Genomic DNA, 14,162 nt, shown 5'->3' with positions numbered 1-14,162 from the left:
GGTATATTGTATAGGGGGACGATAGCCACACACATGAGGTGAAAACGATGAAGATTACTGTAATAGGCTGTTATGGCGGATTTCCGGCTGCGAATGAAGCGACGTCCGGATACCTGTTTCAATCCGGGGATTATTCGGTGCTTGTCGACTGCGGCAGCGCAGTTTTATCAAAACTCCAGCAGTTTTTGCCGGTTGAGAAGCTGAATGCCGTTGTTTTATCCCATTATCACCATGACCATATTGCGGATGTCGGCCCTTTGCAATTTGCCAAGCTTGTCGGTTCATATCTCGGAAAAGGGGCAGACGCGCTTCCGATTTATGGACATCCGTTTGATGAAGAACAATTTTCGAAGCTTACATATAAAACGCATACCGCGGGGTTCGCGTATGACCCGAAAGCGCCGCTTAAGCTCGGCCCGTTTACGTTCACTTTTTTAAAGACCATTCATCCGGTCGACTGTTTTGCGATGCGCATCACAGACGGCGAACATACAGCCGTTTATACGGCAGATTCAAGCTTTCAGGAATCGTTCATCCCTTTTTCAGAAGGCGCCGATTTGCTGATGAGCGAGTGCAATTTTTATGCAGGCCAAGACGGAGCGAAGGCAGGGCATATGAACAGCCATGAAGCGGGCAGAATCGCCGAAGAGTCCGGAGCAGGAAGGCTTCTTTTGACACACCTGCCGCACTTCGGGGATCATCAGCAATTGATAGAGGAAGCGAAAACCGTTTATAGCGGCCCGGTTGACCTGGCGGAGACGGGTTATGTGTGGGGAGACTAAAAGGAGGAACGAACATGCTGTTTATCGATAATCAAAACATTACAGATCCGAGGATCAACCTGGCGATCGAGGAGTACTGCTTGAAGCACCTTGATCCTGAACAGACGTATTTGCTGTTTTACATCAACCAGCCGTCGATCATCATCGGCAAAAACCAAAATACGATTGAAGAAATCAATACGAAATATGTCGATGAAAACGGAATCATTGTCGTCCGCCGGCTTTCCGGAGGCGGAGCCGTCTACCACGATCTCGGAAACTTGAATTTCAGCTTTATTACAAAAGATGACGGCAACAGTTTTCATAACTTTAAAAAGTTTACTGAACCCGTCGTTGCCGCGTTAAAGCGCCTCGGGATCGACGCCGAGCTGAGCGGGCGGAATGATCTGATGGCGAACGGCCGGAAAATTTCGGGGAACGCCCAGTTTTCGACAAGAGGGCGGATGTTCAGCCACGGCACGCTGCTGTTTGATTCTGAAATCGACCATGTCGTATCGGCATTGAAAGTAAAAAAAGATAAAATCGAATCAAAAGGGATTAAGTCCATTAGAAGCCGTGTGGCGAACATCAGCGAATTTCTCGATCAAAAAATGACGACCGGGGAATTCCGCAGCCTGCTTCTCAAATATATTTTCGATACCGAAGGAGACATTCCAGAATACAAGCTGACTGATGACGATTGGAAAATCATCAATCAAATCTCTAAAGAACGCTATCAAAACTGGGATTGGAATTACGGAAAGTCTCCGAAATTCAACCTCCAGCACTCAAAACGGTTTCCTGCCGGGTCAATCGATATTCGCCTTGAGGTTCATAAAGGCATCATTCAGGAATGCAAAATTTTCGGCGACTTTTTCGGCGTCGGCGATGTCAGCGACATCGAAGATAAGCTGTCAGGCGTCCAATATGAAAGAAAAGCGATTGAAGAGGCGCTCGAGGGCGTTGATATTCGGCATTATTTCGGAAACATTGAAAAAGAAGAGTTTTTTGATCTCGTTTACTAATAAAAGGGAGCCCCCATATTGGGCGGCTCTTTTTGATTGCTTATGAGAGGAATGGAAGATATTTTCCATCAGACCTTGAGTGTTTTCGATTCATTTACTATAATGGGGATAGATTTTTTATTATTCAAAAATGAATGGTTATTCATTCATTTTTCAAGGGGTGGGAGAATGAATTTAGTTTCCAAATTGGAGGAAACAGCAAAAGCAAAGCCTGATAGAATCGCTTATATTTTTGGGGAGCAGACGGAAACTTACGGGGGATTGCAGCAAAAAATCGATTGTTTTGCCGGAGGACTGCGCGAACTAGGGGTTGAAAAAGGAGATCATGTTGCATTGCTGCTCGGCAATACGCCGCATTTTGTCATTTCGTTTTTCGGAACGTTAAAAGCGGGAGCGGTCGCGATTCCGATTAATCCGGCCTACACGCCGACAGAAATCGGCTATATGCTGACGAATGGCGATGCCAAAGTCATTGTGGCCGACGGCCGGCTCCTGCCTTTATACGAAAAGATGCATGAATCACTTCCGAAGGTCGGGCATGTTGTATTCTGCGAAACGGGAGGGCCGCTCTACGAGCCGGAAGATCCGCATGTGAAAGTCAAATTGAAATCGTTTGCAATGGTGATGAAGCCGGCTGCTGCTCAGAGCTTTCCTGAGCTTAAAGAAGATGATACAGCAGCGATTCTTTATACGTCAGGAACGACGGGACAGCCGAAGGGCGCGATGCTGACACATCAAAATCTTTTTTCGAATGCGAATGATACGGCCGGCTATTTGACGATGAATGAAGCCGATCTTGTCGTCGCGGCCCTGCCGATGTTCCATGTGTTTTGCCTAACGGTCTGCATGAATGCTCCGCTGATGAACGGCGCCGCCATTTTAATCATCCCGAAATTCAGTCCTGCAAAGGTTTTTGAACTTGTGAAAAAGCATAAGGCGACGATTTTTGCCGGGGTACCGACGATGTACAATTACCTATACCAGCATGAGGCTGCCGATGAACAGGGGTTTGCTTCGATCCGTCTTTGTATATCAGGAGGCGCCGCGATGCCCGTTGCGCTGCTGAAAAAATTTGAGGAAAGATTCAATGTACTCGTGTTGGAAGGCTATGGCTTATCCGAAGCTTCTCCAGTCACGTGTTTTAACCCGTTCAGCACCGGCCGCAAACCGGGTTCCATCGGCACCGACATTCTCAATGTCAAAAACAAAGTCGTCAATGAGCTTGGAGAAGAACTGCCGGCCGGCCAGGTGGGGGAACTGATCGTAAAAGGGCCGAACGTTATGAAGGGGTACTATAAAATGCCCGAAGAAACCGCCCATACGATAAGAGACGGATGGCTCTATACAGGAGATCTTGCAAAGCGCGATGAAGACGGGTATTTTTATATCGTCGACAGAAAGAAAGACATGATCATTGTCGGCGGCTACAATGTTTATCCGCGGGAAGTCGAGGAAATTCTCTACAGGCATCCTGAGGTCGCCGAGGCGGTGGTGATCGGCGTTCCCGACCCGAATGCGGGAGAAGCTGTGCAATGCTATGTCGTTCCAAAGACGAAAACGCTGACAGAAGAGGACATCTCGTCGCATTGCAAACAGCACCTCGCCAAATATAAGCGCCCTTCATCGATCATTTTCCTTGAGGAGATCCCGAAAAACTCGACCGGAAAAATTTTGCGCAGGGCTTTGAAAGACATTTTGGCAAACACATGAAAGGGACGTGCTCACGTCCCTTTCTTTACATTTTCTAAAAACTCAGCTTTTTGTTTTTGATTCAGATGATAGTATGTTTTTTCCTCATTTTTTAAAATAACGGCTCCGTCCTTTTTCAGCCAGACGGTGAACGCCATGCGATCGGTGGGGCTCATTTTGATGCTCCCGCGATAATCGGGGGAAGCCAAATCATGCGCCTTGTTTTTCTTCAGTTTTGTTCCTTTATTGAAAGTATTGAGTATGCCGTCGATATATTGCTTTTTTTCGATTCTGATCAGCCTGCCGTTTTTTTCCGCCGGCCTTATTGTGATTTCTTCGGCATTTCTTGCATCAAAAGGATCGGCCATGAGATTGAATATATAAAAAAAGCTGAGTAATAAAATACCGAAAAAGAGTATGATGCCGATAATTTTTTTCAGAATAATCACCTCTTGTATGGAGTTTATCCCAACAAAGAGCTTTTCATCCGGAAAAAATATGCTATAATGTTCAATAAATTATACAAATGTTCAATTTGTTAGGAGGCAACGATGAATTCTATTGAACAGCAAGTCGCCGAAAATATGAAAAGACTCAGGAAAATCCGCAATTACAGCCTTGACCAGCTGTCAGCGTTGACGGGCGTGAGCAAGGGAATGCTGGCGCAAATCGAAAAAGGCGCTTCAAGCCCGACGATCACAACGCTTTGGAAAATCGCAAACGGGCTGCAAGTCTCATTTACATCGCTTGCTGAAAAGCCGGCAGGGGAGCCGACGGTCGTCAGAAAGAGTGAGAGGGCGCCCGTGACGGCCGGGGATGACCGATATGCAGCGTTTCCGCATTTTCCTTTCGACCAGAAAAAAAAGTTTGAAATTTTTTATATCGAACTGCTGCCGGGCTGTGTACACGAATCAGAACCCCATCACGGCGGCATTGAGGAATACGTGCTCGTCAGCAAAGGAACGGTGGCTGTCTCCTGCGGGGATTACAGCTGTGAATTGCGCGAAGGGGATGCGATGCACTTTACCGCAAATACCGTTCACAAGTATGAAAACAAAACGGAACAAACCGCAACAGGCTACACATTAATTTATTATCCGTAAGAGGTGTCACGATGGAAAATCAGCATCAGCTCACACTTTTGGACGGCTTTCGTTCGGGAATTCCGCTCGCAGCCGGATATATTCCCGTTGCTTTGACATTCGGGCTTTTGGCGAAAACGACAGGACTCTCGCTGTTTGAAACGTTCCTGATGAGCGCCCTCGTTTTCGGCGGGGCGTCCCAGTACATGTCTTTAAGCATGCTTGCCGTCCATACCGGCATCATCGAAATTATCATGACGACTTTTATCGTCAACATCAGGCATTTTTTATTTTCAGCTTCTTTAAATCAGCTTGTTGAACGCGATGTTCCTTGGAAAAAAGCATTTTATGCTTTTTTTGCCGTGACAGACGAGTCGTTTGCAGTCGCTGCTTTAAGAAAAGAAAAGCTGACGACGCGCTACATGATCGGGCTTGGGTCCACCGGTTATGCAAGCTGGGTTTTTTGGAGCGCCGCCGGTCATGTTGCAGGCGCCGGCATGCCGTCCGTTTTACAGGAAAGCATGAGCATCGCCCTTTATGCGATGTTTATCGGACTCCTCGTACCTGCCTTGAAAAAGCAGAGGAAAGTGCTGTTTCTGGCTGGAGCCGGAGCTTTGTTCAATACCGTTTTTCAAATGAGCGGCATGCTGTCTGCGGGCTGGGCGATCGTCATCGCTACGTTGTTATCGGCAGTCCTGATCGAACGGCTTTATCATCCCAAGTCGAAGGAGAAAAGAAAATATGTTTAGTCCCATTGTCTGGATGATCCTCGGAATGGCCGCTGTTACATACCTTCCGCGGGTAATTCCTTTGGTAGCTTTCGAAAGCCTTAAGCTTCCCCGATTTTTGGAGCGCGTTCTTAAAAATGTCCCATATGCAGTATTGGGCGCCTTGATCTTTCCCGGAGTTTTTTTGGTGCAAAGCGGTGCCTTTTACGGTCTCGCAGGCGCTGTAATCGCTTTTTTATTGTCGTACATGGGGATGAGCGTCATCATTGTCGTGTCCGGAACGATTGCGGCGCTGGCCGCGGCAGGTTTTATGCTTTCGCTATAGGGCTTGGTTCTAACTTTGCAGCAAAAAGCCTACAATAGAAATAACCGCTATTTGAGAAGGGGTGATTCGTCCATGCGGAAATGGATCGCGGGAGCCTGCCTGCTTTATGTGTTGTACGGACTTTTTTTCTACTGGTATCTCTTCAAGACCGGGGATTCTTCCGTTCCCGAGGCGCTGAAGGGGACAAGCGCAGATCCGGAGACATTCATGAACAAAAAAGAACTGATTCTCACAGAAGATTATTCGAAGATCAAAGATTTTATATTTTTTCTCAGGATTCCGCTTGAGTGGTTTCTGTTTTTTATTCTCTTGATCGCCGGTTTATCGCGAAAGATGACGCATTGGGCTGAGCAAACGTCAAGATTCAAGGCTGTTCAAATCGCTGCATACGTTTTCGTCCTCTTTCTGATCGTGACGGCCGCATCTTTGCCGCTCGACTGGATCAGTTATCAGTATTCGCTCGACTACGGAATTTCAACACAGTCGACTGCAAGCTGGATCAAAGACCAGGTCATCGATTTTTGGATCAGCTTTCCATTAACCGCAGCAGCTGTGATGGTGTTCTACTGGCTGATGAAAAGGAGCGAAAAACGCTGGTGGCTCTTTGCGTGGCTTTTGACCGTGCCGGTTACGCTGTTTTTATTCTTTCTGCAGCCTGTCGTCATCGATCCTTTGTACAACGATTTTTATCCGCTGAAAAACAAAAAGCTTGAACATGACATCCTTAAGCTGGCCGATCAGGCTGACATTCCCGCAAATCACGTCTATGAAGTGGATATGTCGAAAAAAACGAATGCGTTAAACGCATATGTGACAGGGATTGGCGCTAACAAACGGATCGTGCTTTGGGACACGACGCTGAACAAGCTCAATGAGCCGGAAATTTTATTCATCATGGCGCACGAAATGGGTCACTATGTCATGAAGCACGTATATAAAGGACTTGCCGGATATCTGCTTTTATCACTAGCCGGATTGTATGTCATTGCCAAGCTTTATAAATGGATCATCAGGCGCTATGGAAACAGTCTGCATATTAAAGGGAGCACAGACTTTGCCGCACTGCCGTTATTGCTGCTATTGACAGGGGTGCTCACCTTTACTGCCTCTCCGTTTACAAACGCGGTGTCAAGGCATCAGGAAAAAGCCGCAGACGAGTATGCCGTCGAATTGACGAAAAACAAAAAAGCCGCTGTGACCGCCTTTCAGGAGCTGTCAAAAGCGGGCTTAAGCGAGGCAAATCCGCCGTTTCTCGTCAAAATTTTTAAATACGGGCATCCGACCATCATGGAGCGGATTCAAAATGTCGAACAAAACGCTGACAAATGAAGAAAAAGCTAATGTTTAGAAAACACTAGCTTTTTCCATGGGTTATTTGTTAAAATATGTTACTGAGCGGCAGCTTCCACATTGATCAGCCCTTTGCCATAGTAGAAAGAATCTCCCAAATTAGTCGCGGTGCTTGAGAGGCGGTCGCGAACTTGGGAAGCTGAAAGCGTAGGGTATTTAGACAAGATCAAGGCTGCTGCTCCCGCTACATGAGGCGAAGCCATTGAAGTTCCGTTCAAAGTAGCGTAAGTGTTGGAAGGGTATGTGCTGTATATGCTGACGCCCGGAGCCACTACATCAAGCTCTGGACCGACGCTTGAAAACGAAGCTCTCTGGTTGCTGCTGTTAACTGCACCTACAGCAATGACAGAGTCGTATTTTGCAGGGTAGCCGATCGTACTAGAGCTGCCTGATGTTCCGCTGTTTCCCGCTGCCGCCACTACGACGACGCCGCTTGCGTATGCTTTGTCAACAGCCTGTTTCAGCGCAGTTGAGCCTGATGTTCCGCCAAGGCTCATATTGATGACATCCAAGTTGTTCGCCGTGGCCCACTCGATTCCGCTGACGATCGCGCTGTATGTTCCGCTTCCGCTTGAATTCAACACTTTAATAGCGTATAGGGAGACATTTGGCGCAACGCCCAAAACGCCAATTGAATTGTCAAGCGCCGCCACTGTTCCGGCAACATGCGTGCCGTGCCCGTTTCCGTCAGTATTGTAGCTTTCACCAGAGACAAAGCTTGCTCCGCCGACGACATTTAAGTCTGAATGAGAAGCAGCGATCCCCGTATCGATGACACCGACTTTCACATTAGCTCCTTTATATCCTTGAGCCTGTACTTTGTCAGCCTTGATTTGCGGAATGCCGTAAGGAACCGTTTGTGCCAGCGCATGAGCGACGTGATCCTCTTCCACGTAGGCAACGCTTGGATCATTTTTCAGCTCTTTTACCGCATCCTGATCGAGCGTCGCTTTTGCGGCGTTGATGATCTTGAATTGCTTGTCCACTTTTCCGCCGCTCTCTTTAATGACATCTTTTTTGACTGCTGCTGTTTTTACCGATGACTTAAATCCGACAATATAATCCTTTTCTACATCTTTCGCCGGCTGTTCAGCAGAAGCCGGATTGCTGAAAGCCATTGTAAAAACAAGCAAAAGGGCCGTCAGCACGCTAAGCCATAAACTCCTCTTTTTCACCACTAATCACTCTCCTCCATTTTTATTCAGAATAATTGAAATATGGTGATAATATCTTCTATTCCAATTATTCTGTTAATTTATTATATAGAAAAAATGAAATATATGGTAGACCTATTTTTTTGAAAAAATATATTTGATTTTTCGAGCTTCTTTTCCTATTTTAGAACAAATCTAAAGGTCTTAAGAATGAAACTAGCCGATTTTTTATACCGGCCGATCGTGTGAAAAAGGTCGTGATCCCCAATAGCTGCAAGGCGTCATGCATCCTCTCATTTTGTGAAAATATTAAATGCAAATATGCAGGCTTACTAAAGGAATGTTCATGGTGCTGATCGGTGCGCCTTTATGGGGTATCTCGGGAAGCTCTGCAACGTGGGGTTGGGCGGCCATTGTGTTTGTCGTTTTGTTCGGTACGGCTCTCGCGTTTGCTTTTACATAGGAAGCCTTTCATTCCTCTCGCCGAAAAAACAAGCTGTCCTAAGCTGGCTGCATGTTCCTTTCAATGTGGCGGGTACGGCGATGATCATCATAACGGTCATTTGACTTTCTCCCGGCTAGGAAAGAGGAGTTTGTTTTCTTTTTCTTCATAGTGATAATGATTATCATTGTCATTATGCTGTTCTGTTGCTATAATAATTTCAGTCTACATAAAGAAAAAAGGAGATACATATGAAGCTTAGATATTTTACGATTCTATCTTTTGTCTTTCTCATCACTGTTTTGTCTGCCTGCTCAGGTTCGGGAGGGAGCGCTTCAAATTCCGGCCGGGATACCGTAACGGTTAAACACGATCTGGGCGAAACGAAAGTGCCCAAACATCCGAAAAAGGTTGTCGTCCTTGAGCTCGGATTTATCGACGCCCTGTTGGATGCAGGCGTGAAACCGGTCGGCGTCGCAGATGACGGAAAGCCGAAGTTTATAAATGAACAAGTAAGAAAAGAAATCAAAGGCTATACATCAGTTGGGACACGGGCGCAGCCAAGCTTTGAAAAAATCGCGGCATTAAAGCCCGATCTGATTATCGCGGATTCAAGCAGACACAGCGGTGTATATGACAAGCTGTCGAAAATCGCGCCGACGATTGCTCTGAAAAATTTAAATGCCGACTACCAGGATACGATTGATGCTTCCCTTACGATTGCAAAAGCGGTGGGAAAGGAAAGCGAAATGGAGAAAAAAATCACCGAACATAAAAAAAAGCTGGGACAGCTGAAAGAGAAGCTCTCTGACAAAAAACAAAGCGTTCTTCTGCTCGGCAATACGAATGAAGCTGTCACAGTCCGTGACCAAAACTTCTTCACCTCCCAGCTGTTGACATATATCGGCTATACATACGCGGTAGGCGACAGCAAAAAAAGCAATGCTGAAAACGGCGAGTCCGTCAACATTAAAATGACCGTCGAACAGCTTCTCGAGAAAGACCCGGACGTCATCATTTTAATGTCGGGAGAAAAGGATAAAGTTGATCAAAACGGAAAACGGCCGCTTGAAAATGATCCGCTTTGGAACAAGCTGAGCGCCGTCAAGCATCACAAAGTGTATAAAGTCGACAGGTTCGCATGGTCGCTTCGCCGCAGCATTGACGGAGCAAATGCCGTGATCGATCAAATCGAAAATGATATTCTGAAATGAATTTTTGATGTTAGGATGTTAGGCGCCGACCCCGGTGCCTATCGATACATGACCGGCTGTTTTTAATGCGGTTTCTGTGCATGCTTTTTCAACAAAGCATGCGCTTGTTTTTTACGAGGAAGGTGATCTGTTTTCATGAAAAAGGTGCTTTTGACCCGCATCGCTCTCATTATTCTTTTATTCGTATGTTTTACGCTTTCCGTTTCGGTCGGTTCTGCCAATATTGCGCTTTCTGATATATGGTCGGCCATCTTTTCATACGGCGATTCAAAATTGGATTCTATCATTTTATCCATTCGGATCCCGCGCGCTTTGGAAGCTGCTTTGATCGGCGCGAACCTTGGAGCTGCGAGCGCGCTCATGCAGGCGGTTACGAGAAATTCCCTCGCGTCACCAAGCATTTTTGGCATTAATGCCGGGGCCTCGGCGGCTGTCGTTTTTTTGACGGTCGTGTTTCCGGCTGCCGCCGTCCCGATGATGACGATGGGGACGGCGTTTATAGGAGGAGCCGTTGCCGCCGTTACCGTTTATGCGATCGCTTCTGTTTTCAGCGAAAATCAGCGGGATATCAGCTTTGCGTTAGTCGGTGTCGTCATTCAGGCGATCCTTGCGTCCGTTACGCAGATGCTCCTCATTTTTCATGAGGAGTCGACGGAGACGATTTTGTTTTGGCTTTCGGGGTCATTAGCAGGGAGTTCGTGGGAAAAGCTTGGGTTTTTGATTCCTGTCAGCTTTCTTGGATTGCTGATTGCGATTGCCTTAGGAAGAACGGCCTCCGTTCTTAGCCTGGGCGATGACATATCTCAAGGGCTGGGGCAAAAAGTGTGGATCAGTAGGATGCTGATCGCCGTCACCGTCATCGCGCTTGCCGGGGTTTCCGTAGCGGCAGCAGGCCCGATCGGGTTCATCGGTTTGATGGTTCCTCATATGATCCGCTATATGATGGGGGCTGATTATCGGACGGTTATTCCATATTCGGCGATCTGTGGCGCGTTGCTGCTTCTTGCGGCGGATCTTGCTTCACGCTTTGTTTATTATCCGTATCAGACGCCGGTCGGCGTCGTCACGGCATTCATCGGAACGCCCTTTTTTATTTATTTGGCGCGGAGACGAAAAGAGGGATCGGCATCATGAACAGCAAAACAGACATAACAAAAAGGCAACGCAGAAAGCCGGCAGCCGTACTTGTCATTCTTCCGGTTTTCCTGCTGCTTTTGGTAGCGGCCAATTTAATGATCGGCGATGAGAAGTTTCCGCTCGGAGATGTGATCAAATCTTTGGCGGGGCAGGGCGATCCGGGAATTCGGTTTATGGTGATGGAGTTCAGAATGCCGCGGGTCATCCTGGCCGTGCTTGCAGGCAGCGCCCTCGCTGTTGCGGGTGTTGTCGCCCAGTCGCTGATGAGAAATCCGCTCGCCGCCCCTGACACGCTCGGGATAACGGGGGGAGCGGGGCTCGGCGCGGTCATTGTCACTGTGCTGTTTTCAGAGCATTGTTCCATCTTATTTACGGGAGCTGCTTTTTCCGGGAGCATCGTTGCGGCCGTTTTTGTTTATGTGTTGGCTTATCGAAACGGCATCTCACCGTTGCGGCTGGCACTAGTCGGGATTGCCGTCAACGCTTTCTGCCATTCAGGGATTCAGCTTTTGATTTCAGGGGGAAGTCCGAATGTTAACAGCGCTTTAATCTGGCTGAACGGAAGCTTATGGGGAAGAAGCTGGACTGATGTGCTTTCTCTGTTCATCTGGTGCTGTCTGCTCATTCCGCCCGTGTGGCTTGCGGCAAAGCCGCTTGATATCATCAAATCCGGGGACGCGATTGCCACAAGCGTTGGCGTCCGGCTTGAAAGGACGCGGTTTTTGCTGCTTGCCGCGGCTGTCATTTTGACGGCTGCTTCCGTAACCGCTGTAGGGACGATCGGTTTTATCGGGCTGATGGCGCCGCATATTGCGAAAAGGCTGGCAGGCGTTGAATCCCGCATCCTGATCCCCGTCTCAGGAATGGTCGGCGCCATTATCCTGCTTCTGGCAGATGCGGCGGGGAGAGGGCTGATCCCGCCCGTTGAAGTCCCGGCCGGTTTGATTGCAGCCGTGATCGGAGGCCCTTATTTTATTTATTTGCTGCGGCGTGAAGCGAAGCGCAGCAAAACGTAACATGCGGACGGCAGCCGAATCTGCCGTCCGCATGTGTTAATCGGATAGATGCTCTGAAAGGTTATAGTCTTGGACATGCCATTTATCTTCCTGGAAATGGATATTGCTCAGGCAGGCGTTGACGAGTTTCGTGTTGTCAAGGTTGACGTCCCCGTTTGAAATCCTGGACAAGAGCGCGTGAATCGCCGCTCCGTGGGCGACGATCAGCACTTTTCGATTCCGGTATTGCCCGCTGACCTTTTGAATGCCGGCCATCATCCGTTCTGTCAACGCCTCTTTTGATTCCTGGTTCGGATAATTTTTATCTGGGTACAGCTTCATTCTTTCCTCAAACGGCATACCCTCTGCATCCCCGTAATTTCGTTCGATGAAATCATCCATTTCGACAATATCAAGCCCGAGGTACTGGTTGATGATGTCTGCCGTTTCCCTGGCTCTTTTTAACGGGCTGGAAATGATGACGTCCCAGGATGTGTTTTTTAAATATTCTCCGGTTTTTTTTGCCTGTCTTCTTCCGGTTTCATTCAAAGGGATATCGGTTCTTCCCTGAAGTTTTCCTAAAGCGTTCCAGTCGGTTTCTCCGTGCCGGATTAAGCAAATCGCAGTCATTAAAAAAGATCTCCTTTTCAAACACGAGTGCACGTTTTTTATATGATACAACCATTATACTAAAATTCAAAACGGGTACTCACTAATTTGGCCGGCATTCCCAAGCCGCGGTCTCAAGATGTTCCCTGATCGCCAAAGTTCCTCTTTAGATTCAGTTTATGATAAAAAAACCCAAGTTCTTGGGCGAACGCCGCAATTTTTCCAGCAAACGGACCCGTGCCAGGATTACGGTTCAGTGTCAAATAAATCCACAGATAAGGGTGATCTGTGGATTGTTTCAAGCTTATTTTTCTGTCAGTTCGACAAGCGAATCGACAGAAGCAGCGACTTGTGATACCGCTCCGTTTACCTCTTGAAGGCCGCTTAAAAAGGATTTCAGATCCTCTTCGATCTTGCCGCTTTGATTTTTGCTGAGCTTCATGCTGCCGACGATGTCATCGAATAAATGATTGATCTCTGCCATTTTTTCTTTGCTTTTGACCACAAGCTGATTTACCCCTGTAATGTGTCTGGTCACGATTCCGATCTGCGCGTTTGTGTTATCGACAAGCTCTGAGACCGTTGAGACGGTTTTTTTCGTATCGTCGGAAAGCTTTCTGACTTCATTGGCGACAACGGCGAAGCCTTTTCCGTGTTCCCCGGCCCTCGCCGATTCAATCGAAGCGTTGAGCGACAGCAGGTTCGTCTGCTCGGCGATGCCCGTTACGATGCCGAAAATCTTTTCGATTTGGCCTGCGATTTCTTCCAGCTTTTTAATTTCCTGCTCGATCTCGGTCATGCTGCTTCCCATCTTGTTCAGCTGCTGTTCCTGTTCCTCGAGTTCCTTTTTGCCGCCGATTGATTTTTCTTCGACAGAACTCGCCGTCTTCGTTCCAGCTCTCGATCTTTTGGTGATGTCTGCCGATTTGTCGACCAGCTCCTGAACAGCGCCCGTCGTTTCTGCAAACAATGCGGCAAGCGAGCCTGACGTATCCTTGATTTGCCTGTGAAGTTCGGCTTTCCGCTCTTCTTCAAGCGTACGGATTCTAGCATGCTCTTCTTCATAGGCTTCCAAAACGATCTGCTGTTCAATGTTGAGGATTTTCGTGACCGCTTTGACGGCCCGCATGTATTCACCGGCGGTTAAGGCGCTTTCAAATAATGCCAGGAATGATAGAAGAAGGTCTTGAAAGCCGCACAAGTACCACTTTGGCAGAAGCCCGATCTTCAAATGAACGTGGGCGATCCGGATTCTTTTTTCTAAAAACGCTTCATCGATGATTCCGGAAAACATTTCGCTTATATGGATGGAGAGCGTCTTTTTCAAGCGGTCGACCGTACTGTTGTCATGGATGATGTCCATCAGCGAGCTTTCATGCTCAAGGTTTTGATAAAACCGGGCGACGATGGTCTCGATATGCTCTGAAACCAAAGGCTTCAGCTTGCTCAACACCCAGAGGTCTTCATTCGTCAAACCGACCATGGCGAGCTGCTTTTGAAATTCTGGATGATCCGAAAGCCTGATTCTGTTTGTTTTGTCATTGCCCCTTTCAGCCAATAGCGAGCGTTCTGTCTTTCTATCCTTTTTGAATAACACAATCCGTATCCCCCTGTAAACGATAATAAAAATGCCGGATTTTAAAATTTTCCA

At 47.5% G+C, this 14,162-nt stretch carries 14 protein-coding genes; 10 read left to right on the top strand and 4 right to left on the bottom strand.

Annotated features, from left to right (window positions below; translation table 11 throughout):
• Positions 1-47: 47 nt before the first annotated feature.
• The 3 genes from MHB78_RS18010 to MHB78_RS18000 all read left to right on the top strand — a co-directional run bounded on the left by MHB78_RS18010 (position 48) and on the right by MHB78_RS18000 (position 3,496).
• On the top strand, positions 48-782 hold the full coding sequence (locus MHB78_RS18010) for an MBL fold metallo-hydrolase (RefSeq protein ID WP_046128895.1): 735 nt from the start codon (positions 48-50) through the stop codon (positions 780-782).
• Positions 783-796: 14 nt separating this feature from the next.
• On the top strand, positions 797-1,786 hold the full coding sequence (lplJ, locus tag MHB78_RS18005) for a lipoate--protein ligase LplJ (protein WP_046128894.1): 990 nt from the start codon (positions 797-799) through the stop codon (positions 1,784-1,786).
• Between the two features lie 168 nt (positions 1,787-1,954).
• Complete coding sequence (locus tag MHB78_RS18000) at positions 1,955-3,496, top strand: fatty acid--CoA ligase family protein (RefSeq protein ID WP_046128893.1); 1,542 nt, start codon at positions 1,955-1,957, stop codon at positions 3,494-3,496.
• Between the two features lie 11 nt (positions 3,497-3,507).
• Here MHB78_RS18000 and MHB78_RS17995 read toward each other — a convergent pair whose 3' ends face one another.
• Positions 3,508-3,843, bottom strand: coding sequence for a hypothetical protein (locus MHB78_RS17995; RefSeq protein WP_231947435.1), 336 nt, complete (start codon positions 3,841-3,843; stop codon positions 3,508-3,510).
• Positions 3,844-4,026: 183 nt separating this feature from the next.
• Between MHB78_RS17995 and MHB78_RS17990 the strand changes: the two genes are divergently transcribed.
• The 4 genes from MHB78_RS17990 (at position 4,027) to MHB78_RS17975 (ending at position 6,939) form a co-directional block, all read left to right on the top strand.
• Positions 4,027-4,578, top strand: coding sequence for an XRE family transcriptional regulator (locus tag MHB78_RS17990; RefSeq protein ID WP_046128892.1), 552 nt, complete (start codon positions 4,027-4,029; stop codon positions 4,576-4,578).
• Positions 4,579-4,589: 11 nt separating this feature from the next.
• Positions 4,590-5,306, top strand: coding sequence for an AzlC family ABC transporter permease (locus MHB78_RS17985; RefSeq protein WP_046128891.1), 717 nt, complete (start codon positions 4,590-4,592; stop codon positions 5,304-5,306).
• Positions 5,299-5,610, top strand: a complete 312-nt coding sequence (locus tag MHB78_RS17980; RefSeq protein WP_046128890.1) for an AzlD domain-containing protein — start codon at positions 5,299-5,301, stop codon at positions 5,608-5,610. The genes MHB78_RS17985 and MHB78_RS17980 overlap by 8 nt, the downstream gene beginning before the upstream one ends.
• Positions 5,611-5,682: 72 nt before the next feature.
• Positions 5,683-6,939, top strand: a complete 1,257-nt coding sequence (locus MHB78_RS17975) for a M48 family metallopeptidase (protein ID WP_046128889.1) — start codon at positions 5,683-5,685, stop codon at positions 6,937-6,939.
• Positions 6,940-6,998: 59 nt separating this feature from the next.
• Here the strand turns inward: MHB78_RS17975 and MHB78_RS17970 are convergent, their stop codons facing one another.
• Positions 6,999-8,135, bottom strand: a complete 1,137-nt coding sequence (locus tag MHB78_RS17970) for a S8 family peptidase (RefSeq protein WP_046128901.1) — start codon at positions 8,133-8,135, stop codon at positions 6,999-7,001.
• A gap of 672 nt (positions 8,136-8,807) precedes the next feature.
• Here MHB78_RS17970 and MHB78_RS17965 point away from each other — a divergent pair.
• From MHB78_RS17965 to MHB78_RS17955, 3 genes are all read left to right on the top strand, one after another.
• Positions 8,808-9,770, top strand: coding sequence for an ABC transporter substrate-binding protein (locus tag MHB78_RS17965; protein WP_046128888.1), 963 nt, complete (start codon positions 8,808-8,810; stop codon positions 9,768-9,770).
• A 135-nt stretch (positions 9,771-9,905) separates the two neighbouring features.
• Positions 9,906-10,904, top strand: coding sequence for an iron ABC transporter permease (locus MHB78_RS17960; protein ID WP_046128887.1), 999 nt, complete (start codon positions 9,906-9,908; stop codon positions 10,902-10,904).
• A complete protein-coding gene (locus tag MHB78_RS17955) occupies positions 10,901-11,923 on the top strand; it encodes an iron chelate uptake ABC transporter family permease subunit (RefSeq protein WP_046128886.1) in 1,023 nt (340 codons plus the stop codon). The genes MHB78_RS17960 and MHB78_RS17955 overlap by 4 nt, the downstream gene beginning before the upstream one ends.
• Before the next feature lie 36 nt (positions 11,924-11,959).
• Here the strand turns inward: MHB78_RS17955 and MHB78_RS17950 are convergent, their stop codons facing one another.
• Positions 11,960-12,532: a histidine phosphatase family protein gene (locus MHB78_RS17950; RefSeq protein ID WP_046128885.1), complete on the bottom strand. Its 573-nt coding sequence runs from the start codon at positions 12,530-12,532 to the stop codon at positions 11,960-11,962.
• A gap of 283 nt (positions 12,533-12,815) precedes the next feature.
• Positions 12,816-14,108, bottom strand: a complete 1,293-nt coding sequence (locus MHB78_RS17945) for a globin-coupled sensor protein (RefSeq protein WP_046128884.1) — start codon at positions 14,106-14,108, stop codon at positions 12,816-12,818.
• Positions 14,109-14,162 lie beyond the last annotated feature (54 nt).

Source organism: Bacillus sp. FSL K6-0138, from assembly GCF_037982765.1.
Lineage (GTDB): Bacteria > Bacillota > Bacilli > Bacillales > Bacillaceae > Bacillus > Bacillus glycinifermentans.
Note: the sequence above shows the minus strand (reverse complement) of the source record. Positions and strands in the feature narration are given on the sequence as shown.

What these genes read in the sequence shown, in the direction of transcription:
- MHB78_RS18010 (WP_046128895.1), top strand. Translation starts at nt 48, where the DNA reads ATGAAGATTACTGTAATAGGCTGTTATGGCGGATTTCCGGCTGCGAAT.
- lplJ (WP_046128894.1), top strand. Translation starts at nt 797, where the DNA reads ATGCTGTTTATCGATAATCAAAACATTACAGATCCGAGGATCAACCTG.
- MHB78_RS18000 (WP_046128893.1), top strand. Translation starts at nt 1,955, where the DNA reads ATGAATTTAGTTTCCAAATTGGAGGAAACAGCAAAAGCAAAGCCTGAT.
- MHB78_RS17995 (WP_231947435.1), bottom strand. Translation starts at nt 3,843, where the DNA reads ATGGCCGATCCTTTTGATGCAAGAAATGCCGAAGAAATCACAATAAGG.
- MHB78_RS17990 (WP_046128892.1), top strand. Translation starts at nt 4,027, where the DNA reads ATGAATTCTATTGAACAGCAAGTCGCCGAAAATATGAAAAGACTCAGG.
- MHB78_RS17985 (WP_046128891.1), top strand. Translation starts at nt 4,590, where the DNA reads ATGGAAAATCAGCATCAGCTCACACTTTTGGACGGCTTTCGTTCGGGA.
- MHB78_RS17980 (WP_046128890.1), top strand. Translation starts at nt 5,299, where the DNA reads ATGTTTAGTCCCATTGTCTGGATGATCCTCGGAATGGCCGCTGTTACA.
- MHB78_RS17975 (WP_046128889.1), top strand. Translation starts at nt 5,683, where the DNA reads ATGCGGAAATGGATCGCGGGAGCCTGCCTGCTTTATGTGTTGTACGGA.
- MHB78_RS17965 (WP_046128888.1), top strand. Translation starts at nt 8,808, where the DNA reads ATGAAGCTTAGATATTTTACGATTCTATCTTTTGTCTTTCTCATCACT.
- MHB78_RS17960 (WP_046128887.1), top strand. Translation starts at nt 9,906, where the DNA reads ATGAAAAAGGTGCTTTTGACCCGCATCGCTCTCATTATTCTTTTATTC.
- MHB78_RS17955 (WP_046128886.1), top strand. Translation starts at nt 10,901, where the DNA reads ATGAACAGCAAAACAGACATAACAAAAAGGCAACGCAGAAAGCCGGCA.
- MHB78_RS17950 (WP_046128885.1), bottom strand. Translation starts at nt 12,532, where the DNA reads ATGACTGCGATTTGCTTAATCCGGCACGGAGAAACCGACTGGAACGCT.